This window comes from Amycolatopsis sp. cmx-11-32 (assembly GCF_047608695.1).
In the GTDB taxonomy this organism is placed as follows: domain Bacteria; phylum Actinomycetota; class Actinomycetes; order Mycobacteriales; family Pseudonocardiaceae; genus Amycolatopsis.
Genome location: NZ_JADNQN010000011.1, coordinates 128,370 through 149,841, shown reverse-complemented (window position 1 = coordinate 149,841; position 21,472 = coordinate 128,370). Strand labels below are relative to the sequence as shown.

The 21,472-nt window shown below is 68.5% G+C and carries 19 protein-coding genes; 11 read left to right on the top strand and 8 right to left on the bottom strand.

The features are described 5' to 3' along the window. Positions 1-35: 35 nt before the first annotated feature. From clpX to ACM6LR_RS28990, 3 genes are all read left to right on the top strand, one after another. Complete coding sequence (gene clpX / locus ACM6LR_RS29000; protein ID WP_257488325.1) at positions 36-1,331, top strand: ATP-dependent Clp protease ATP-binding subunit ClpX; 1,296 nt, start codon at positions 36-38, stop codon at positions 1,329-1,331. A 79-nt stretch (positions 1,332-1,410) separates the two neighbouring features. Further along, positions 1,411-1,794, top strand: coding sequence for a hypothetical protein (locus tag ACM6LR_RS28995; RefSeq protein WP_414940595.1), 384 nt, complete (start codon positions 1,411-1,413; stop codon positions 1,792-1,794). Positions 1,795-1,869: 75 nt separating this feature from the next. Then, on the top strand, positions 1,870-2,790 hold the full coding sequence (locus ACM6LR_RS28990; protein WP_414940594.1) for an anti-sigma factor RsbA family regulatory protein: 921 nt from the start codon (positions 1,870-1,872) through the stop codon (positions 2,788-2,790). Between the two features lie 208 nt (positions 2,791-2,998). Here the strand turns inward: ACM6LR_RS28990 and ACM6LR_RS28985 are convergent, their stop codons facing one another. Further along, entirely contained in the window at positions 2,999-3,940 is a 942-nt protein-coding gene (locus ACM6LR_RS28985; RefSeq protein WP_414940593.1) for an alpha/beta hydrolase, read from the bottom strand. Positions 3,941-4,037: 97 nt separating this feature from the next. Further along, positions 4,038-4,736, bottom strand: coding sequence for a TetR/AcrR family transcriptional regulator (locus ACM6LR_RS28980; RefSeq protein ID WP_414940592.1), 699 nt, complete (start codon positions 4,734-4,736; stop codon positions 4,038-4,040). 85 nt (positions 4,737-4,821) lie between these two features. Between ACM6LR_RS28980 and ACM6LR_RS28975 the strand changes: the two genes are divergently transcribed. Next, entirely contained in the window at positions 4,822-6,261 is a 1,440-nt protein-coding gene (locus ACM6LR_RS28975; protein ID WP_414944942.1) for a carotenoid oxygenase family protein, read from the top strand. A gap of 69 nt (positions 6,262-6,330) precedes the next feature. On the opposite strand, the gene fdhD is transcribed toward ACM6LR_RS28975, so the two are convergent. Then, positions 6,331-7,164: a formate dehydrogenase accessory sulfurtransferase FdhD gene (gene fdhD, locus ACM6LR_RS28970; RefSeq protein ID WP_414940590.1), complete on the bottom strand. Its 834-nt coding sequence runs from the start codon at positions 7,162-7,164 to the stop codon at positions 6,331-6,333. Positions 7,165-7,265: 101 nt separating this feature from the next. Here fdhD and ACM6LR_RS28965 point away from each other — a divergent pair, with 101 nt between their 5' ends. Genes ACM6LR_RS28965 through ACM6LR_RS28950 form a run of 4 tightly spaced genes read left to right on the top strand, consistent with a single transcriptional unit; the run spans position 7,266 to position 10,981 of the window. Then, complete coding sequence (locus ACM6LR_RS28965) at positions 7,266-8,627, top strand: OFA family MFS transporter (RefSeq protein ID WP_414944941.1); 1,362 nt, start codon at positions 7,266-7,268, stop codon at positions 8,625-8,627. Beyond that, positions 8,624-8,752 carry an MFS transporter small subunit gene (locus ACM6LR_RS28960; RefSeq protein WP_255355414.1) on the top strand — a complete coding sequence of 43 codons (129 nt, stop codon included), beginning with the start codon at positions 8,624-8,626 and terminating at the stop codon, positions 8,750-8,752. Before ACM6LR_RS28965 ends, ACM6LR_RS28960 begins: the two co-directional genes overlap by 4 nt. Before the next feature lie 18 nt (positions 8,753-8,770). Continuing rightward, a complete protein-coding gene (locus ACM6LR_RS28955) occupies positions 8,771-9,529 on the top strand; it encodes an SDR family NAD(P)-dependent oxidoreductase (RefSeq protein ID WP_414944940.1) in 759 nt (252 codons plus the stop codon). Between the two features lie 48 nt (positions 9,530-9,577). Beyond that, positions 9,578-10,981, top strand: coding sequence for an LCP family protein (locus ACM6LR_RS28950; protein WP_414944976.1), 1,404 nt, complete (start codon positions 9,578-9,580; stop codon positions 10,979-10,981). A gap of 143 nt (positions 10,982-11,124) precedes the next feature. Here ACM6LR_RS28950 and ACM6LR_RS28945 read toward each other — a convergent pair whose 3' ends face one another. From ACM6LR_RS28945 to ACM6LR_RS28935, 3 genes are all read right to left on the bottom strand, one after another. Continuing rightward, positions 11,125-13,440, bottom strand: coding sequence for an FdhF/YdeP family oxidoreductase (locus ACM6LR_RS28945; RefSeq protein WP_414940587.1), 2,316 nt, complete (start codon positions 13,438-13,440; stop codon positions 11,125-11,127). A 95-nt stretch (positions 13,441-13,535) separates the two neighbouring features. Beyond that, positions 13,536-13,862: a hypothetical protein gene (locus ACM6LR_RS28940; RefSeq protein WP_414944939.1), complete on the bottom strand. Its 327-nt coding sequence runs from the start codon at positions 13,860-13,862 to the stop codon at positions 13,536-13,538. Positions 13,863-13,887: 25 nt separating this feature from the next. Beyond that, the gene (locus tag ACM6LR_RS28935; protein ID WP_414940585.1) at positions 13,888-14,856 is read right to left on the bottom strand and encodes a hypothetical protein; all 969 of its coding nucleotides are present in this window, start codon (positions 14,854-14,856) and stop codon (positions 13,888-13,890) included. A gap of 107 nt (positions 14,857-14,963) precedes the next feature. On the opposite strand from ACM6LR_RS28935, the gene ACM6LR_RS28930 reads away from it, so the two are divergent. Further along, positions 14,964-17,597: a valine--tRNA ligase gene (locus ACM6LR_RS28930; protein ID WP_414940584.1), complete on the top strand. Its 2,634-nt coding sequence runs from the start codon at positions 14,964-14,966 to the stop codon at positions 17,595-17,597. Between the two features lie 60 nt (positions 17,598-17,657). On the opposite strand, the gene ACM6LR_RS28925 is transcribed toward ACM6LR_RS28930, so the two are convergent. Together ACM6LR_RS28925 and ACM6LR_RS28920 are read right to left on the bottom strand one after the other, a co-directional pair. Then, a complete protein-coding gene (locus ACM6LR_RS28925) occupies positions 17,658-18,533 on the bottom strand; it encodes an SGNH/GDSL hydrolase family protein (RefSeq protein WP_414940583.1) in 876 nt (291 codons plus the stop codon). Between the two features lie 107 nt (positions 18,534-18,640). After that, a complete protein-coding gene (locus ACM6LR_RS28920) occupies positions 18,641-19,270 on the bottom strand; it encodes a class I SAM-dependent methyltransferase (protein WP_414944938.1) in 630 nt (209 codons plus the stop codon). A 68-nt stretch (positions 19,271-19,338) separates the two neighbouring features. Between ACM6LR_RS28920 and folC the strand changes: the two genes are divergently transcribed. Next, the gene (gene folC / locus ACM6LR_RS28915) at positions 19,339-21,015 is read left to right on the top strand and encodes a bifunctional tetrahydrofolate synthase/dihydrofolate synthase (protein WP_414944937.1); all 1,677 of its coding nucleotides are present in this window, start codon (positions 19,339-19,341) and stop codon (positions 21,013-21,015) included. Continuing rightward, entirely contained in the window at positions 21,012-21,413 is a 402-nt protein-coding gene (locus tag ACM6LR_RS28910; RefSeq protein ID WP_414940580.1) for a DUF4233 domain-containing protein, read from the top strand. The genes folC and ACM6LR_RS28910 overlap by 4 nt, the downstream gene beginning before the upstream one ends. Positions 21,414-21,472: the final 59 nt, after the last annotated feature.

The following is a 21,472-nucleotide window of genomic DNA, read 5'->3' as shown; positions in this document are numbered from 1 at the left end:
GCGACATCGCGCCGGAGGGGACGAGGTCAACGGCCATGGCACGGATCGGTGACGGCGGCGACCTGCTGAAATGTTCTTTCTGCGGCAAGAGCCAAAAGCAGGTGAAGAAGCTCATTGCCGGCCCCGGGGTCTACATCTGCGATGAGTGCATCGATCTCTGCAACGAGATCATCGAGGAAGAACTGGCCGAGGCCGGTGAGGTCAAGCTCGACGAGCTGCCCAAACCCGCCGAGATCCACGAGTTCCTCGAGCAGTACATCATCGGCCAGGACGACGCGAAGCGTTCGCTGGCCGTGGCGGTGTACAACCACTACAAGCGTGTGCAGTCCGACGACAAGGCCGGGCCGAAGGATTCCAAGGACGAGACCGTCGAACTGGCGAAGTCCAACATCCTGATGCTGGGCCCGACCGGCTGCGGCAAGACCTACCTCGCGCAGACCCTGGCGAAGATGCTGAACGTCCCGTTCGCGATCGCGGACGCCACGGCGCTCACCGAGGCCGGGTACGTGGGCGAGGACGTCGAGAACATCCTGCTCAAGCTGATCCAGGCGGCGGATTACGACGTCAAGCGGGCCGAGACGGGCATCATCTACATCGACGAGGTCGACAAGATCGCCCGGAAGTCGGAGAACCCGTCGATCACCCGCGACGTGTCCGGTGAGGGTGTGCAGCAGGCGCTGCTGAAGATCCTCGAAGGCACCACCGCTTCGGTGCCGCCGCAGGGCGGACGCAAGCACCCGCACCAGGAGTTCATCCAGATCGACACGACGAACGTGCTGTTCATCGTGGCCGGCGCTTTCGCCGGGCTGGAGAAGATCATCAACGAGCGGGTCGGCAAGCGCGGCCTCGGTTTCGGCGCGGAGATCCGCACCAAGGCCGAGATCGACGAGAGCGACATCTTCTCCGACACCATGCCGGAGGACCTGATCAAGTTCGGGTTGATCCCGGAGTTCATCGGCCGCCTCCCGGTCGTGGCGACGGTGACCCACCTGGACAAGGAGTCGCTGGTCAGCATCCTGACCACGCCGCGCAACGCGCTGGTGAAGCAGTACAAGAAGCTCTTCGAGATGGACAACGTCGAGCTGGAGTTCACCAAGACCGCGCTCGAGGCCATCGCCGACCAGGCCGTGCTCCGCGGTACCGGCGCCCGCGGCCTGCGCGCGATCATGGAAGAGGTCCTGCAGCCGGTCATGTACGACATCCCCAGCCGCGACGACGTGGCGAAGGTCGTCATCACCGAGCAGACCGTTCGAGAGAACGTGAACCCGACGATCGTGGCGCGTCAGCCGTCACGCCGTCGCAGCAGCGAGCGCGGCGAGAAGTCCGCCTGAGCGACTGATTCGAAAAGCGACGCCCCGGCCGGATCCTTCCGGCCGGGGCGTCGCTTTCTCCGGGCCGAGATAGGATGCGATGGTGCCGCTGACTCCCACGAAGGACGAGAACGAGGCTCCCGAACTGGCGGCCGCGAGTCCACGCGAGGTCAGGGGACTCGTCGAACTCACCGAACGCATCGTCATCGGGGCCTACCGCCGTCATCTGTGGATCCCGCGTGCACTGACGATCGCGCTGGGCGTGCTGGTGGCGACCTGTCTGGTGGCGGGGGTCGTCCGGTTGTCACCGCTGCCGCTGATCCCGTTGCCGTTGTTCGCCGTTTCGGCGTACACGCTCATCCGGGTCAAGGCGGCGCGAAGCGCGGAGGCGAACCGCGCGCTCGTCGCCTGGACCGGGTTGTTCGCCGGTGCGACGCTCATCGGATTCTGGTTGATCTCGATGGTGGGACGCTGGCTCAGCTGATCGGCCCAGGACCGTTTTCGGGTTTTCCTCCGTTAGCAGGGTTTCAGAATCGTCCCGACGGGGTAAGACGGGTCCGTGACAGTCACCGCAGAAGCCTTCTCTCATGTGGGCCTGCTCTACTCCGGTGACTCCGAGTATCTGAACGGTACGGTTCCGTACATCCTGGAGGGCCTGAAGCTCGACGAACCCGTCGCGGTGGCCGTGCCGGGCCGGAACTTGACGCTCATCGAAGAAGCCCTGGGTGATTCGGCCGCCGAGGTCGAGCTCATCGACATGTCCGAAGTAGGCCGCAACCCGGGCCGCATCCTTCCCGGCGTGCTCCTCGCGTTCGCGGACAGTCGTCCGGGGCCGGTCCGGATCATCGGCGAGCCGATCTGGGCGGAGCGGTCGGCCATCGAGTACCCGGCGTGCGCGCAGCACGAGGCGCTGATCAACTTCGCTTTCGGCGACCGCGACCTCAGCATCCTGTGCCCGTACGACCTGATCCGGCTCGACGACGACGTCCTCGCCGACGCCGAGCGGACCCATCCGACCCTCTCTGGCGCCGACGGCGACCGCCGGAGCGAGGGTTACGCTCCCGACGCCGTCGTCGAGAAGTACAACCTGCCGCTACCCGAACCGCGGGCGGCCGACGCGTTTCGTTTCGATCTCTCCAGGCTCGCCGCGGTGCGTCACTTCGCGCGGGAACGGGCCGAGGAGAGCGGGCTCGTCCCGGACCGCGTCGAGGATCTCGTGCTCGCCGTGGCGGAACTGTCCGCCAACAGCGTGCTGCACGGTTCGGGCCACGGTGTCGTCCGCGTCTGGCGCGACGAGGACCACGTGCTTTGCGAGGTCATCGACGAAGGCACGCTGAACGATCCGCTCGCGGGCCGTCGTCCCGCGTCGCTTGGGCAGATCGGCGGACGTGGCCTGGTGCTGGTGAATCAGGTCGCCGATCTGGTCCGGCAGTACCGGAGACCGGGTTCGACCGTCACCAGGATCTACTTCCGCGTCTGAACCCGGTTCGATCCATTCTCGTGCGTGTCAAGGACGGTCGGACAAGGGGCGGCGCCGGGAACGCGAGCGCCAGCACCCGCTCACTCACGCCTGCCTGCCGGGCCGCAAGTAGAGGACTACTTGCTTTGGGGCGGCGGCGGGGAAGAGCGGGACGTGTCCCCAATGTGGCATTGGGGACACCCGCCACGTTTGTCTGGAGAGACCCGGGTCAGGCGTTCTTCGGGACATGTTTGCCGAGGAACGCGATCAGGCTCGGCACGACCGTGCGGTTGAACGTGTCGCCGTGCTTACCCCGCGCGGTGTGCGCGACCGTCGGCCGCGCTTCGGAGATGAACTTCCGCACCCCGCCGATGAACGGGTCTTCGGTACCGCACCAGACCCCGGTCGGCACCCTCTTCGTGACGTCGATGTGGCGCAACGGATCCAGCGAGCCCCAGTCGGTCGCGTCGCGGAACGCGCGCCGCTTGCTCATCTCCGCCCACGACGTGATCAGCGCGGGCGCGAGCGCCGCGACCGCGGCGGGCGGACGGCGGTGTTCCAGACGCCGCCGCGTGTAGAGCAGCGCGCCGAAGCCGCCCATCGAAAGCCCGGTGGCGGCGAACGGAAGCCCGTCCCGGCCGCCGAGGCCGCGGGCGGCCAGCCAGCGAGGGACCTCTTCGAGCAGCATCGCCATCGGGTTGTCGCCGGGCTGGTTCTCGTGCCAGTAGTGGTCGCCGCCGTCGACCGCGACGAATCCGAACGGGGGCACCGCCTTGCGGGCGACGTCGCTGCCGAGTTGCTTGAGCAGTCCGGTGGGGGCGGCGTGCCGCGCGGTGCCGTGGAGGCCGTGCAGCATCAGCGACATCGGCAGGCCTTTGGGCGGCGCCTTGGTCGGCAGCATCAGTACGAGGTCGACCTCGCGGCCACGGGCTTCGGAGTACACGCGTTCGACGCGGGGGCTGCCGAGCTGGGTGGCCGGAGTCGGCGACGCGACGCCGAGTGCCCGCTGGAGCGCTTCGCTGAACGGCAGGGCTCCGGAGGCCGTTCCGGCGGCGAGCCCCGCGACACCGAGACCGGAGGCGCCGGCGATCAGCACGGAACGACGGCTCAGCCAACGGCGGGCGCCACGCACCCCCGGCAGCGTCGCGTGCCCCTGGTCGTCGTCGTTCACCCGTCCCCGTTCCCCGTTTGATCTTCTACCAGGTCAGACGCGCGCTCCCGCCCAAAGGTTGCACGATTCACCGACCTGTGACCGGGGTATCGCCGGATCAGGTGCCGACGTTTCCCTCTTTCGCGCGCCATGCCTCGATCGAGACCCGCGCGGACCGCGTCGCGGCCTCGAGAGTGTCGCCCAGGCCGACCCCGAGGGCGGTGGCCAGGGGAACCAGGATGTGGTCCACACCATTCTCGCCGTCGCCGAAATGGCCGGCGACCTCCAGCGTGATGTAGCCGTGCACGGCGCTCCAGAGCTGGGCGGCGACGGCGAACTCCGGGGCAGGGCGGAACCGGCCCGCCTCGATCACCCGCTTCGCGCCGCGGACGAGGTAGCCGAAGGCCTCGATGCCCTCCTCGCTGACGTTCTGGCGGGTCTCTTCGTTGGTCATGTCACCCTGGGCGGCCTTCTGCCCACTGGGCTGGCTCTGACCGAAGGTCACCGCGTAGAGCTCCGGGTTCTCCACCACGGTCCGCCGGTATGCCAGGGCCAAGGTGAGGATGTCGGCCACCGGGTCACCGGTCTCGTCGACCTCGCCCAGATTCGCCGACAACCGCCGGAATCCCTCCCGTGCGACCTCGTCCACCAGTGCGCCCATCCCGCCGAAATGGGTGTAGACGGCCATGGTCGACGCGCCGATCTCGGCCGCCAGCTTGCGGGCTTGCAGCGACTCCGGGCCGCAGGTGGAGAGCAGCCGGATCGCCGCCTCGATCAGTTTGGCCTTGACTTCGGCGGCGGCGGGTTTCGGTGACATGCTTGCCAGTATTCCATAACCCTGTTATAAATGTATCCATAACCACGTTATGGTCGCTGCAGTCATCAGATCCAGGGGGCCTGTGATGGGCAACAAGTTCCTCGAGGGCAACTTCGCCCCGGTCAGCCGTGAGCACACGATCACCGAACTGGATGTCACGGGGCACATTCCGGAGTACCTGGACGGGCGCTATCTGCGGAACGGGCCGAACCCGTTGTCCGAAGTGGATCCGGCGACCTTCCACTGGTTCATGGGCGACGGCATGGTGCACGGCGTCCGGCTGCGCGACGGCCACGCCGAGTGGTACCGCAACCGCTGGGTGCGCAACCCCAGGCTGTCGCGGGAACTCGGTGAGCGCTGGGAAGGCGGATCGGTTGCCGGGACCGCGTCCATGGGGGCCAACACGAACGTCATCGGCCACGCGGGCAAGACGCTCGCCCTGATCGAGGGTGGCGCCTCCAGCTTCGAACTGACCGAGGAACTCGACACCGTCGGCGTCTGTGACTTCGACGGCACCCTGCCCGGCGGCTACACCGCCCACCCGAAGCGTGATCCGGAGACCGGTGAACTGCACGCCGTGTCGTACTTCTTCGGGTGGGGCAACAAGGTGCGGTATTCGGTGCTCGACGCGCAGGGTCACGCGCGGCGCAAGGTCGACATCGAGGTCACCGGTTCGCCGATGATGCACGACTTCTCCCTGACCGAGAAGCACGTGGTCTTCTACGACCTCCCGGTCACGTTCGAGACCGAACAGGCCGTCGCCGCGTCCGTGCCTTCGTTCCTGCGCGCGCCCGCCCGGTTGGTGGTGTCGGCGCTGGTGGGCAGGGTGAAGGTGCCGGATCCCCTCAGCGCGAAGCTGCGTGAACGGATCTCTGGCAACGCGGGCCTGCCGTACCGCTGGAACCCGAAGTACCCGGCGCGGATCGGCGTCATGCCGCGGGAGGGCGGCAACGGCGACGTCCGCTGGTTCGAGATCGAGCCGTGCTACGTGTTCCACCCGATGAACGCCTATGACGACGGAGACGACGTCGTGCTGGACGTCGTCCGGCACCCGAAGATGTTCGACAGCGAACTGCTCGGGCCGGCCGAGGGGCCGCCGACCCTGGACCGCTGGACCGTCGATCTCGCCGCGGGCAAGGTCATCGAGGAACGCCTCGACGACCAGGGCCAGGAGTTCCCGCGCGTCGACGAGCGGCTGGTCGGGCGACGGCACCGCTTCGGCTACTCGATATCCACAAAGGACGGATCGGCGTCTTCGGGTGTTTTGTACAAACACGACCTCGGGAAGCAGTCGGTGCAGAGCAGGCGGTTCGGCGACGGCGCGCAGGTGGGGGAGTTCGTGTTCGTTCCGTCCTCTGTGGACGCGGCCGAGGACGAGGGCGTGCTGATGGGGTTCGTCTACGACCCCGCGACGCGGAAGAGTGACCTGACCATCCTGGACGCGGAGACGCTGGAGACCGTCGGTGCCGTGCACCTGCCGGACCGGGTGCCGAACGGCTTCCACGGCAACTGGGTGGCGAGCTGAAGGGGACTTTTCCCGCATGGCACGCGGTGAAGGGCGCTTTCCCCGCATGAGACGCGGGGAAGGTCCCCTTCAGCTCCCGAGCCCGAGCACCCGCTGCTCGCCGGTGTAGAGGTTCATGCTGTCGCCCCGCAGGAAGCCGATGAGGGTCATGCCGTTCTCCTCGGCCAGTTCCGCGGACAGCGACGACGGCGCGGAAACCGCCGCCAGCAGGCCGATCCCGGCCATGGCGGCCTTCTGCACCAGTTCGAACGAGGCGCGGCCGGACACCAGGAGACCGGCGTCCGCCGCGGGGATCCGGCCTTCCTGCAGCGCCCAGCCGAGGACCTTGTCGACGGCGTTGTGCCTGCCGATGTCCTCCCGCACGACGGCGAGGTCCCCCTCGGCGTCGAACAGGGCGGCCGCGTGCAGCCCGCCGGTGCTGGAGAAGACCTTCTGATGGGTGCGCAGCGTGTCCGGGAGCTTCGCCAGCACATCCTTGCTCACCGCGAACTCGGACTTCTCCGGTGAAAACCGGCTTCGGAGCTTGACCGCGTCGAGTGCGGCCTTGCCGCAGACGCCGCACGAGGACGTCGTGTAGAAGTTCCGTTCGACGCCCGTCTCCGGCGGCGCGACGCCTTCGGCCAGTGCGATGTCCAGGACGTTGTAGGTGTTGCGGCCCTGGTCGTCGACGCCGTCGCAGTACCGGGCGACCGCGACGTCCTCGCGAGTGGTGAGCACGCCTTCGGACAGCAGGAACCCGTGCGCCAGTTCGACGTCGTTGCCGGGCGTCCGCATGGTGACGGCGAGTGCCTTGCCGCCGACGCGGATCTCCAGCGGCTCTTCGGCCGCCAGCGTGTCGGGCCGTCGCACGTCCCGGGTCGCGGAGATCATCCGTACCGGACGGCGCACCGTCACCCTGCCCACTTGTCCACCCTTCTGGCCGGTCATTCGACAGTCGAATACTGCAACGCCGGGCATTAAGTAATACATTCCCAGTGCCCACCCCCAGAGTACGGAGGCGCCGGATGGCCATCGGCTTCCTGGACCGTTCACGCATTGTCGCCCCGCCGGGCTGGAGCCGCTGGCTGGTGCCGCCCGCCGCGCTGGCCGTCCACCTGTCGATCGGGCAGGCGTACGCGTGGAGTGTCTTCAAACTCCCGCTGGAGAAGACCCTCGGACTCAGCGGCACACAGAGCGCGCTCCCGTTCCAGCTCGGCATCGTGATGCTCGGGCTCTCGGCGGCGTTCGGCGGGACACTGGTCGAGCGCAACGGCCCGCGCTGGGCGATGTTCGTGTCGACGGTCTGCTTCAGTTCGGGCTTCCTGATCTCCGCGCTCGGCGTGGCGACGTCGCAGTACTGGCTCGTCGTCCTCGGCTGGGGCGGGGTCGGCGGCATCGGGCTCGGCATCGGCTACATCTCGCCGGTGTCGACGCTGATCAAATGGTTCCCCGACCGGCCGGGGATGGCCACCGGCATCGCGATCATGGGCTTCGGCGGCGGCGCGCTGATCGCCTCCCCGTGGTCGACGCAGATGCTGGGCGCGTCGCCGTGGACGATCGGGACGGTCGCGACGGCGTTCCTCGTGCACGGCCTGGTCTACGCGGTCTTCATGACTCTCGGCATCCTGCTGATCCGGGTCCCGGCCGACGACTGGAAGCCGAAGGGCTGGGAGCCGAAGACCGACCACGGCAACGCGATGATCACCACCGCGAACGTGTCGGCGCGCAACGCCATCAAGACACCGCAGTTCTGGCTTCTCTGGGTGGTCCTTTGCTTCAACGTGACCGCGGGCATCGGCATCCTGGAGAAGGCGTCGCCGATGATCGCGGACTTCTTCCGCGAGACCTCGACGCCGGTCGGCACCGCCGCCGCGGCCGGGTTCGTCGCACTGCTCTCGCTCACCAACATGCTCGGCCGGTTCGTCTGGTCGTCCACTTCGGACCTGGTGGGGCGCAAGAACATCTACCGGCTCTACCTCGGCGCCGGTGCCCTGCTGTACCTCGTGATCGCGCTGACCACGAACGCTTCGAAGCTCGTGTTCGTCCTGTGCGCCATGCTGATCCTGTCCTTCTACGGCGGCGGTTTCGCGACAATCCCGGCGTATCTGAAGGACCTCTTCGGCACCTACCAGGTGGGCGCGATCCACGGCAGGCTGCTGACCGCGTGGTCGATGGCGGGGGTGCTCGGGCCGCTGATCGTCAACGCCATCGCCGACAGTCAGAAGTCGGTGGGCAAGGTCGGCCCCGATCTCTACACGACGTCGCTGTTCATCATGATCGGCCTGCTGGTCGTCGGCTTCGTCGCCAACGAACTGGTGCGGCCGGTCAACCCGAAGTTCCACCAGCCGGCGTCGTCCGGCGAGCCCGCGAGGAGTGCGGCCCGATGACCGAACAGGCACCCGAGCGCCGCCGCACCGGGCTGATGGTCTTCGCGTGGCTGTGGGTCGCGCTCCCGTTCGCCTACGGCGTCTACGAACTGTTCCGGAAGGTGGTCCAGCTCTTCGGCGGCTGACCCGCGTAGGGTCGGGCCGTGGGTGTCTTGGTGACCGGGGCGTCGCGCGGTATCGGCCGTGCGATCGCCCGCGCCTTCGCGGAAAAGGGCGACCGTGTCGCCGTCCACTACGCCTCGAATCAGGAGGACGCCGAGCGGACGTTCGGCGGGCTTCCGGGGTCCGGTCACGGTCTTGTCCGGGGTGATCTCTCCGATCCCGACGTGGCGCTCCGGATCGCGGACGAGGCCGAGGCACTGGTCGGTGGGGTCGACGTACTGGTGAACAACGCCGCCCTCGCGCCGTCGTCCGCGTCGGCCCATCCCGTCGCCGAAGTGTCCTACGCGGACTGGCAGCGGATCTGGCGGCGGATGGTCGACGTCAACGTGCTCGGCACGGCGAACGTGACCTACTGCGTGTCGCGGCACATGATCGACCGTGGCGTGCCAGGCCGCGTGGTCAACATCGGCTCGCGGGGCGCCTTCAAGGGTGAGCCCGAGTTCCCGGCGTACGGCGCGAGCAAGGCCGCGCTGCACTCGCTCGGGCAGTCGCTCGCCGTCGCCCTCGCCCCGCACGGGATCGCGGTGACCTCGGTCGCGCCCGGGTTCACCGCCACGGACCGGGTCGCGATCAAGCTCGAAGGCGAGAGCGGCGAAGTCCTGCGCGGGCAGAGCCCGTTCGGCCGGGTCGGTACGCCGGAGGAGGTCGCGGCGGCGGTGCTCTACCTCGCCTCGGCCGAGGCCGCGTGGGCGTCCGGCGCGATCCTCGATTTGAACGGGGCCTCGCATCTGCGGATGTGAAGTGGGTCACCTATGCAGCAACGACCCCCTGCAGTGCGTCAGATGATCGTGCACAAGCTGGGGAAGGTCGTGGTCGCCGTGCTCGCGGTGGCGGTGTTCGGTGGGACCGCGTATGGCTACTCGACGGTGAGTTCGCTGGACGGCGTCACCCGTGAAGACGTGATCGAGTCCCCGGAGAAAGGGGAGCGGCCCGCCGACGGTTCGCTGGACATCCTGCTGGTCGGGCGCGATTCGCGGACCGACGAGCACGGCAACCCGCTGGCCCCGGAGATGCTGCGTGAGCTGCGGGTTGGCGCGAACGGCGACGACCTGACCGACACGCTCATCGTGCTCCGCATCCCCAACGGCCAGCAGGCGGTGAAAGCTTTCTCGATCCCGCGCGACTCCTGGGTCGCGGAGCCGGGGACCAAGGACAAGACCAAGATCAACGGGATCTTCGGTCACGCCAAGTTCGCTTCGGCGACCGAGCAGCGCGCGGCGGGCAAGACCGACAAGGCGGAGATCGACAAGGTGGCGATCACGGCCGCGCGGAAGGCGACCTTGAAGGCCGTCGAGGACCTCACCGGCGTCAAGATCGATCACTTCGCCGAGGTCAACCTGCAGAGTTTCTACGACATCAGCAAGGCCGTCGGCGGGGTCGAGGTGTGCTTGAAGAGGGCCACCAAGGACGTCAAGTCCGGGGCGAACTTCCCGGCGGGGAGGCAGACGATCCAGGGCGCAGACGCGCTGGCCTTCGTCCGCCAGCGGGAGGATCTGCCTCGCAGCGACCTCGACCGCGTACGCCGTCAGCAGGTGTTCCTCGCCGGGCTGGCGAAGCAGGTGCTCTCCGCCGGGACACTCGCCAACCCGGCCCGCGTCTCCGAACTGATCGACGCGGTGAAACGCTCGGTCGTGCTCGACGGCTCGTGGGACCTGTTCGACTTCGTCCGGCAGATGCGGGGCGTCACCGGCGGCGGCATCGCCTTCGACACGATCCCGGTGGTCAACGCCGACTATCGCTACAACCCCAGGCAGCCGGCCGCGACCGCCGTGCAGGTGGATCCCGCCCAGGTGCGCGCTTTCGCCGCGTTGCTGATCGGCGCCCAGCCAACGACACCGCAGACGCCCGCCGGCCCCACGGTCGACGTCGTCAACGCGAGCGGCAAGGACGGTCTCGCCGCTCGCGTCGCGGATGTCTTGGCGGAGAAAGGGTTCGGCAAGGGCGAGACCACGGCCGAGACCGGACGGCGGACCTCCGTCGTCCGGTTCAGCGACGCGTCCGGGCCCGCCGTGGAGATCGCGAAGCTGCTCGGCGGGCTGGAAACCCAGAAGGCCGATTCCGTCGCGGCGGGCCGTGTACAGGTCGTCCTCGGACAGGTCTACAAGGGACCGGGCGTCTCCTCGGGTGGCGGGGCGGCCGGAGTCCGGACCGACCAGCCCATCACCTCCGACGACACCGGGTGCATCAACTGAGCCGGGTCATTTCCCCCGGCGGGATCTTGCCGTTCTTGGCGACCGGAAGGCCGAGCTGGGTCGGCTCGGTGACGACGACCTCCTCGCTGGGAAGGTTGGCCAGCACGGGGTTCTCGCCGATTCGCGGGCGATGTCCCCAGGGTTCATGGGGTGGAATCTAGCGGCTCCAGCCTGACCACGATCGCCTTCGACACCGGGGTGTTCGACTTGTCGGCCACCGAATCCAACGGCACCAGGGTGTTCGCCTCGGGGAAGTACGCCGCGGCACAGCCCCGTGCCGTCGGATACGAGACCACGCGGAAGCTCGGCGCCCGGCGGTCACCGTCCCGCCATTCCGAGACCAGGTCGACCATCGCGCCGTCGGCCAGCCCGAGCGAGACCAGGTCGTCGGGGTTGACCAGCACCACGCGCCGGGCGTCCTCGATCCCGCGGTAGCGGTCGGAAAGGCCGTAGATCGTGGTGTTGTACTGGTCGTGGCTGCGTATCGTCTGCAGCAGCAGCCTGCCTTCGGGCACCTGGGGGTACTCGAGTTCGGAGACGGTGAAGTTCGCCTTGCCGTTGGCGGTCCCGTTGAACTGCCGGGAATCGCGCGGCGCGTTCGGGAGGACGAACCCGTCGGGCTCGCGGACACGGGCGTTGTAGTCGTGGCAGCCGGGGACGACACGCGCGATCCGGTCGCGGACGAGGTCGTAGTCGGTGTGGAAGTCCCGCCACGGTACGGCGTGCCCGGTACCGAACAGCGCTTCCGCGAGGTGGCAGATGATCGCGACCTCCGAAAGCAGGTGCTCACTGGCCGGGGTCAGCCTGCCGCGTGAGGGGTGCACCTGCGACATCGAATCCTCGACGGTGACGAACTGCTCGCCGCCCGCCTGGGTGTCGCGTTCGGTGCGGCCGAGGGTCGGCAGGATCAGCGCGGTCTTGCCGGGGACGACGTGCGAGCGGTTCAGCTTCGTCGACACGTGCGCGGTCAGCGAGCACGACTTGAGCGCCTTCTCGGTCAGCTCGGTGTCCGGGGTGGCGGAGGCGAAGTTGCCGCCGACGGCGAAGAAGACCTTGCCCTTTCCGTCCCGCATCGCGCGGATCGCGGCGACGGTGTCGTAGCCGTGCTCTCGCGGCACCTTGATGCCGAACTCGTCGTCGAGGCTGTCCATGAACGACTCCGGCATCTTCTCCCAGATGCCCATCGTCCGGTCGCCCTGCACGTTGGAGTGCCCGCGCACCGGGCACAGGCCCGCGCCCGGCTCGCCGATCATGCCGCGCACCAGCGCCAGGTTCGCCACCTCGGAGATGGTCTGCACCGCGTGCTTGTGCTGGGTCAGGCCCATCGCCCAGCAGTAGATGGTCCGCTGCGACGTCGCGATCATCCGCGCCAGCCGCTCGATCTGCTCACGCGGCAGCCCGGTCGCCGCGGCGACCTCGGTCCAGTCGATCTCCCGCAGATGGTTCGCGTAGGCGTCGAATCCCTCGGTGGACGACTCGACGAACGCGCGGTCGACGATCGTGCCCGGCGTCTCCCGCTCCCACCGCAGCAGGAGGTGCCCGATCGCCTGGAACAGCGCGAGGTCGCCGCCAAGCCGGATCTGCGCGAACTCGTCCGCCAGCGGGGTGCCCCTGCCGATCACGCCCCGGACGTTCTGCGGGTTCTTGAACCGCATCAGGCCGGCTTCGGGCAACGGGTTCACGGCGACGATCTGCGCGCCGTTGCCCTTGGCCTCTTCCAGCGCGGACAGCATGCGCGGGTGATTGGTGCCGGGGTTCTGGCCGACGACCACGATCAGGTCCGCCCGGTGGATGTCGGCGAGTGTCACCGAGCCCTTGCCGATCCCGGTCGTCGCCGCGAGCGCGGCGCCGGAGGACTCGTGGCACATGTTGGAGCAGTCGGGGAGGTTGTTCGTGCCGTAGGAGCGCACGAGCAACTGGTAGAGGAACGCGGCCTCGTTGCTGGTGCGGCCGGAGGTGTAGAAAATCGCCTCGTTCGGGTCCTGGAGCGCGCGAAGTTCCTCCGCGACCAGGGTGAAGGCGCCGTCCCAGGAGATCGGTTCGTAGTGCGAAGCCCCTTCGCGCAGCACGAACGGCTCGGTGATCCGGCCCTGCTGGCCGAGCCAGAAGTCGGTCTTCTCCGCCAGGTCCTGGATGGAGTGCTCGGCGAAGAACTCGCGGCCGACCCGGCGTTTGGTCGCCTCCTCGGCGACGGCCTTCGCGCCGTTCTCGCAGAACTCCGCGAGCTTGCGGTGCTCGCCGTCGACCTCGCGCGGCTCCGGCCAGGCACAGCCGGGACAGTCGAAGCCGTCGCGCTGGTTCAGCAGGCGCAGCGTCTTGACCGTGCGCGCGGCGCCCATCTGCTCCACGCCGCGTATCAAGGAGACCGCGACCCCGGGGATCCCGGCCGCCCAGCTCTTCGGTTTCCCTACCTCGAGCTGGGTCTCGTCAACGTCGTTCGCGGGTGCTTCGCGGGTCATGCCACCATCGTGCGCCTTGCCGGCCCCGTGCGCGACCGAGGGAGTGTCGTCCATCCAGTCACGCGTGACTGATATTCAGGCACGCCTGTTCGCCGCTAGGCGTCCGTGATGGTCCGCGTGATCTGCGATTCGTCCAGTGGGAACCAGGGCGTGTCGTTGACGCCGCGCTCCTGCACCGCGTTCACCGTCACCGCGGCCACGACCAGCACGACAAGGCCGACGATCGCGGCGATACCCGGCCACCGGTTCGAGCCCGGCTCGCGGTAGCCGCCGACGGACGCCCCGGCCACCTTGCGCTGCTTGCGGCGCTTCTTCTTGAGTTCCTTCTTCGCGCCGAGCCAGGCGTCCAGTTCGGCGTGCTTCTGCCAGTTCGGGTCGACCAGATCCGGATGAGTCTCGATGCGCCGGTCTTCTTCGTCCATCTCGGTCCTCTTCCCCAGGATTCGGCTACTCACAGTTGCCCGTCGACGGCAGGGGTTTCGTCGGGTCGTAGGTGTCGGCTTCGTCGACCGCGATCGCACCGTCGACGGGTTTGCTCTTGTCAGCGTACTGGGGCGCGAGGATGCCGGTCTTGATCGCGTCACACGCCATGTTCGAGTGATAGCCCGAGCCCTCGCCGAAACCGAGCCCGGCGTCGGCCTTCGCGAACGGTGGGGCCTTGCGGATCACGTAGTCCTGCTCCTCGCGGATGAACGGGACTATGTCCGCCGGCGTCCGGGCTTCGCTTGGAAAGGCGTCGAAGGCGTAGGCGGTCGTGTAGCTCGCGTGGACGATCAGCTCGCCCTCGTCGCCGGGCTTCGCCGTGAGGGAGCCGGTCATCCGCGGTCGCACCTGCAGCAGACGGTTCGGGCCGATGAGGGTCAGGTACCTGCCCTTCTCGACGGTGAGCGCGCTCGTGAGCGCCGGTTCGAGCCGGGCGCGTTCGTTCGGGGCAAGCAGGGCGAGCAGTTCCGAGCCGTCCTTGTTCTGCAGGGCCCGGGAGCTGAGCCGCGCGGCCGCGATGGCTTCCGTCACCGTCCGATACGCCGCGTCGACCTCTTTCGCGGTGAAGCCGCCGACGGCCTGCCCCGGCGGCACGGTGATTCCGGCGAGTCCTTCGGCCCAGTTCGCGGCCGGGGTTCGGTCGTAGGGCCGGTTGAGGTCGACCCCGCCGGACAGCGGGACCGCTCTCGGCGCCTGCCCGAAGCCAGGGACGTCGTTGACCCCCGAGCCCCGCACCTGGTGCCCGACGACCGCGGCGGCCACGAGCGCGATCAGCGCCAGTACCAGGACAGGACCGGGGGACACCCGGAAACCGCGGCGCGAAGCCCGCTGCCTGATGTCCTTCTTCGCGCCGAGCCAGTCATCGACGTCGGCGTGCTTGCGCCATTCCGGATCCATCAGATCCGGAGGTGTGGCCAGCCGCCGGTCTTCCACGAGCCCGTCCCTCCCCAGTGTGTGACGACATCACCTCATCGGCTGGGAACGGCCGGCGTTACGGCCGGTGAGGAACTCGCTAGTGAGGGTTCGTAGACTTGTCAACTGTGACCGAGAACGCCCAGCCGCAGCAGACCGACCTACCGGGTGCCTGGAACCCGGCCGACGAAGAAGCCTCGCTCTACCAGCGTTGGGTGGACGCCGGGTACTTCACGGCCGACCCCACGTCGGACAAGCCGCCGTTCACGGTAGTCATCCCGCCCCCGAACGTGACCGGTTCGCTGCACATCGGGCACGCGTTCGAGCACACGCTCATCGACGCCGCCACCCGCTACCACCGCATGCTCGGCGACGAGACGCTGTACCTGCCGGGCATGGACCACGCGAGCATCGCGGTCCACGCGCTGGTCGAGAAGCAGCTCCGCGCCGAAGGCACCAGCCGCCGCGAACTCGGCCGCGAGGCCTTCGTCGAGCGCGTCTGGCAGTGGAAGCAGGAGCACGGCGGCCGGATCCTCGCCCAGATGAGGCGCCTCGGCGAGGGCGTCGACTGGACCCGTGAGCGGTTCACCATGGACGAAGGCCTGTCCAAGGCCGTCAACACGATCTTCAAGAAGCTCTTCGACGACGGCCTGATCTATCGCGCCGAGCGGCTGGTCAACTGGTCGCCGGAGCTGCGGTCGGTGCTGTCCGACGCCGAAGTGAAGCACGAAGAGGTCGAGGGCGAACTCGTCTCCATGCGCTACGGCGACGGGGACGACGCGATCGTCGTGGCCACCACCCGGATGGAGACCATGCTCGGCGACACCGCCGTCGCGGTCCACCCGGACGACGAGCGCTACACGCACCTCGTCGGCACCGAGGTCGAGCTGCCGCTGACCGGGCGCAGGATCCCGATCGTCGCGGACAAGCACGTCGACCCGGAGTTCGGCACCGGCGCGGTCAAGGTGACTCCCGCGCACGATCCGAACGACTTCGAGATCGGCCAGCGCCACGACCTGCCGATGATCACGATCATGGACGAGCAGGGCCGCATCGACGGCACCGGCACCGAGTTCGACGGCATGGACCGCTTCGAGGCCCGTGTCGCGGTGCGGGAGAAGCTGCGCGAGCAGGGCCGCATCGTCGCCGAGAAGCGTCCGTACCTGCACAGTGTCGGGCACTCCGAGCGTTCGAAGGAGCCGATCGAGCCGCGGCTTTCGCTGCAGTGGTTCGTCAAGGTCGGCCCGCTCGCGCAGGCCGCCGGCGACGCGGTGCGCGACGGCCGGGTGAACGTCCATCCGCCGGAGATGGAGAAGCGCTACTTCGACTGGGTCGACAACCTGCACGACTGGTGCATCTCGCGCCAGCTGTGGTGGGGGCACCGCATCCCGGTCTGGTACGGCCCGAACGACGAGGTCGTCTGCGTCGAACCGGACGAGGAGCCGCCTTCGGGCGAGGGCTGGACCCAGGACCCGGACGTCCTCGACACCTGGTTCTCCTCGGGTCTGTGGCCGTTCTCCACCCTCGGCTGGCCGGAGAAGACGCCGGACCTGAACAAGTTCTATCCGACGTCGGTGCTGGTCACCGGCTACGACATCCTGTTCTTCTGGGTCGTGCGGATGATGATGTTCGGCCTTTACGCCACCGGCGAGGCGCCGTTCAAGACCATCGCGCTGCACGGCATGGTCCGTGACCAGTACGGCAAGAAGATGTCGAAGACCGCGGGCAACGGTGTCGACCCCATCGAGTGGATGGACCGCTACGGCACCGACGCGCTGCGCTTCACCCTCACCCGCGGCGCCAACCCGGGCACCGACGTGCCGATCGGCGAGGAATGGGTCGCCGGTTCCCGGAACTTCACCACGAAGCTCTGGAACGCCACCAAGTTCGCCATGATGAACGGCGCGGCCGCGGACGCCCCGCTGCCCGCGCCCGCCGAGCTCACCGAGGCCGACCGCTGGATCCTCGGCAGGCTCGACAGCGTGGTCGAGGACGTCACCGGATACCTGGCGGACTACCAGTTCGCCAAGGCCACCGACACGCTCTACCAGTTCACCTGGACCGAGCTGTGCGACTGGTACCTGGAGCTGTCGAAGGTCCAGGTCTTCCAGGGTGACGAGGCCCGCGTGACGGCGACGCGCGCGGTGCTGGGGCACGTGTTCGACACGGTGCTGAAGCTGCTGCACCCGTTCATCCCGTTCGTCACCGAGAAGCTGTGGACGGCGCTGACCGGCCGCGAGTCGCTCGTCATCGCCCCGTGGCCGGTGGCGGACGGCTCCTACGCCGACGCGGTGGCCGACAAGCGGATCGCCGATGTGCGGAAACTGGTCACCGAGGTCCGCCGGTTCCGTGCCGACCAGGGCCTCAAACCCAGCCAGAAGGTGGCCGCGCGGCTGTCCGGCGACGGCTTCGCCGAGATCACCGGCCACGACGAGCCGATCCGCTCGCTCGTCCGGCTCACCCAGCCCGGGGACGGCTTCGCGCCGAGCGCGTCGCTGGAGGTCGGGCTGTCGGCCGGCGTCGTCACCGTCGAACTGGACCTGTCCGGCACGATCGACGTCGCCGCGGAGCGCAAGCGCCTGCGGAAGGACCTCGGCGTGGCGGAGAAGGAACTGGCGCAGGCCGAGGCCAAGCTCGGCAACCAGGCCTTCATCGACAAGGCGCCGGAGCCGGTGATCGGCAAGATCCGGGCCCGCAAGGACACCGCGGTCGCCGACATCGAGCGCATCAACGCCCGGTTGGCGACGCTGCCTGCCTCCTGACGAGCGCTATGAACGGTCCGTTCCTTGCAAAATTTGCGAGGAACGGACCGTTCATAGCATTCAGCGGAGGTGGCGGAGGATCACGTTGGCGACGCCCGCCATCCCGGTCCGGTAGGGGTGATACGCCGCCGCGGCGAGCAGTTTCGTGTGCTGCCCGTTGATCCACGCGGCCCCCTTCGGCGCGCAGGCGTCATGTCCGGCCGAGGGGCCGAAAGTGTCCACGAAGGAAGCTTTGCCGTCGGCGGCGACGGCCTTCTCGATCGCCGAGTTCAACGCCTTCTCGACGTCGTTGAGCCAGGCGTAGTCGCCCTCGGCGAAGGGCAGGATCTTCGGACAGTAGCCGGATTGCGGCGCGATCCGCGGGTAGCCGATGACGAGCACGTCGGCGCGCGGCGAGCGGGCGTGGATCCCGGCCAGCACTTTCTCGACGTTCTTGCCGGTGTCGGCGAGCTTGGCCTTCATGGTGTCGACGCCGCCGACGGTGAACTTGTCCTGGCAGGGGTTCCCGGTGGGGTCGCTCGCCCGCAGCGACGGGCAGGTGCCGACCAGGGTGCCGAAGACGCCGTAGTCGTTGCCGCCGATGCCGACGGTGACCAGGTCGGTGTTCGCGCGCAGGGCGCTGAACTGGGGCGGATTGCTGCCGAGGAGCACGCTCTGCGGTCGCGTCATGTTGGTGGTGTCCGCACCGCCGCAGCTGATGTCGGTGTAGGAGCGGACCCGCAGCGCCGCGGCGAGGATCGACGGGTAGTTCTGCGTCGATTTGCCGCAGAAGAGTGGATCGAACCGGGGGAGCGGGATGAGCGGTCCGGACGTGTAGGAATCACCCAGCGCGACGTAATTCCGGTAGGACCGCTCGGCGGCGGTGGCCGCCGCGGTGGAGGCGATCAGCAGGACGACGGTCGAGACGGCCGCGAACAGGACGCGTCTGAAGCGCATGAGGACCCCGATCTCCGGACTGGATGGCCCTTCCAAAATGAACCGGATCCAGCCGGGCGAACGCCGCCGATCGGGTAATCGCGTGCCGGGTTCACCCACTTGGGGTGTCACCTGGGGTGATCGTTTTCTGGCTTTCGGTAGACGAGGAGATAGCGGTAGAAGAGCAGGTTCCGGACCTTGCTTCCCGGCAGCAGCCTGGCCGCGTCGCGCCGGATCCGGTGCATCGGCGGGAACGTCTCCACGATCGGCGCCGTCGGCAGCGGATCGATCCCGCCGTTCAGCCGCTCGCCCGCGGACACGATCGCCCTGGCCAGCGCGTTGATCGGCGAGGCGACGATGGAACGGGCGTAGTCGGCGGGCGAGCTGGGTCTGCCGACACCGAGGACGGCCAGCACCCCGCCGGGGACCAGCGCGTCCCGCAGCTTCGTGACCGTGTCGAACGGCACATGATGCAGGGAAGCGAGGCAGGAAACGAAGTCGTAGGCCTCCGTCGGCAGTTTCTCCGTGAGGAAGTCGGCCTGCCGGTAGGAGATCGTGCCTGGACCCGGTGAACCCGCGGCGTGGGCGATGTCGATCATCGGCCCGAACCGGTCGATGGCCTCGACGTGCATGCCCGTCGCCGCGAGCCGCCGGGCGAATCGCCCGCTGCCGCAGCCGACGTCCAGCGCCACGCCGGGGCCGGGAGGCAGCTGGTCGAGCAGCAGCGGGTGGTAGTGGTCGTTGTGGTTGAACCCCATGCGTCGAGAGTGCCAGCAAAGCCGCACGTAGACTCGGGACGACAAGAGCAAGGGTTAGAGGAGAGTTCGTGCCGCGAGGTGACGGCCGGGATTCCGAAGAATTCGCAGAATCCCCGGACCTGGCAGATCTGGACAGTTTCGCCGGTGTGGACGAATTGGGGGCGCGTGCCCACGATCCGTCCGACGACACCGACCCGGATCTGGACGCACCCGACGCCGCGTACCAGGCGGGCGGCGGTGCGGGCGGTGGCATCGGCGGGATCGGGCAGCTGGGGGACAACCTCGCGCTCGGCCCGGTGCCGGACCTCGTCGCCCCGGAGGACGTGGAGCTGCACGAACTGGACGACCAGGGCGACGACCTCGCCCCGGCCGACCCGAACGGGCAGCAGGCACGCCGCGAGCTGCTCGCGGTCGAGGCCGAGCTGAACCTGCGCTGGCCCGAGACCAAGATCGAGCCGTCCCTCGCCCGGATCGCGGCGCTGGTCAACCTCATGGGTGAGCCGCACCGCGGCTACCCGGTGGTGCACGTCGCCGGGACCAACGGCAAGGGCTCGACCACGCGGATGGTCGACGCGCTGCTGACCCGGATGGGCCTGCGCGTCGGCCGGTACACGAGCCCTCATCTGCAGCTGGTCACCGAGCGGATCGCGCTCGACGGCGTCCCGATCTCCGCCGCCGCGTACGTCGACCTGTACCGGGACGTCGCGCCGTACGTGACCATGGTGGACAACGCGGGCGGGCCCGACGCGGTACCGATGAGCAAGTTCGAGGTGCTCACCGGGATGGCGTTCGCGGCCTTCGCCGACGCGCCCGTCGAGGCCGCGGTCGTCGAAACCGGTCTCGGCGGCTCCTGGGACGCCACCAACGTCGTGGACGGCGACGTCGCCGTCATCACGCCGATCGGCGTCGACCATGTCGAGTACTTCGGCGGCGATCCGGCCAAGGCCGCGGTGGAGAAGGCCGGGATCATCAAACCCGGCAGTGTCGCGGTTATCGCCGAGCAGGACCCCGAAGTGCAGAAGATCCTGCTGGAACGCGCCGTCGAGGTCGACGCCAGCGTCGCCCGCGCGGGCAGCGAGTTCGGCGTGCTGGAGCGCGAGGTCGCCGTCGGCGGGCAGATGCTGAAGCTGCAGGGCCTCGGCGGGGTCTACGACGAGATTTTCCTGCCGTTGCACGGCGCGCACCAAGCGGCCAACGCCGCACTCGCGCTGGCCGCCGTCGAAGCGTTCTTCGGCGCGGGCAAGGACAGGAAACTGGTCGTCGAGGCCGTCCGAGAGGCCTTCGCCGAGGTCGAGACCCCCGGCAGGCTGGAGCGGGTCCGCGCCGCACCGACCGTGCTGCTGGACGCGGCCCACAACCCGCACGGTGCCAAGGCGCTCGCCACCACCGTCGCCGAGGAGTTCGCCTTCCGCCGCCTCGTCGCCGTGGTCGGCGTCATGGCCGAGAAGGACGCGCGAGGCATCCTGGACGCCCTCGAACCTGTCGTCTCCGAGATCGTCGTCACCAAGAACTCGTCGCCGCGCGCGATGCCGCTCGACGAACTCAACGAGATCGCCATCTCGATCTTCGGCGAGGACAGGGTGGTCGCCGAGGCTAGCCTGGACACCGCGCTGGAAACCGCCATCGGCCTCGTCGAGCAGAGCGACGACCCCGAGGAACCACTGGCGGGCGGAGGCGTGCTGGTCACCGGCTCGGTCGTCACCGCCGGCGAGGCCAGGACCCTGTTCGGTAAGGAGCCGGCGTGACCGACGAGACCCCGAAGCCGCCCGCGAAGGACCCGATGAAGTCCTTCCGCGGTGTGATGGCAGGCTCGCTGATCATGGAGGGCATCAGCGTCGCGCTCGCGCTGCCGGTGGTGGCGAGACTCGGCGGCGGTGTCGGTTCGTTCACCGGCTGGTCGGTGCTCGTGCTCGCGGTCGGGCTGATCGTGCTGTGCGGTTTCCTGAAGAAGCCTTGGGCGGTGCCCGCGGTGCTCGTCCTCCAGGTCGCGTTGATCGCGTTCTTCGTCGCGCTGCCCGCCGTGGCGATCCTCGGGGTGATCTTCCTCGGGTTCTGGCTGTGGCTGCTGTGGCTGCGGCGGGACGTGGCACGGCGGATGGCCGCCGGAACGCTCCCGAGCCAGCAGCAGGTACCTCAGCAGTAGCCCGCCCCACCGCAACTAGAGGACTACTTGCGCCAGGTACCGACCACCTTGACCCAGTC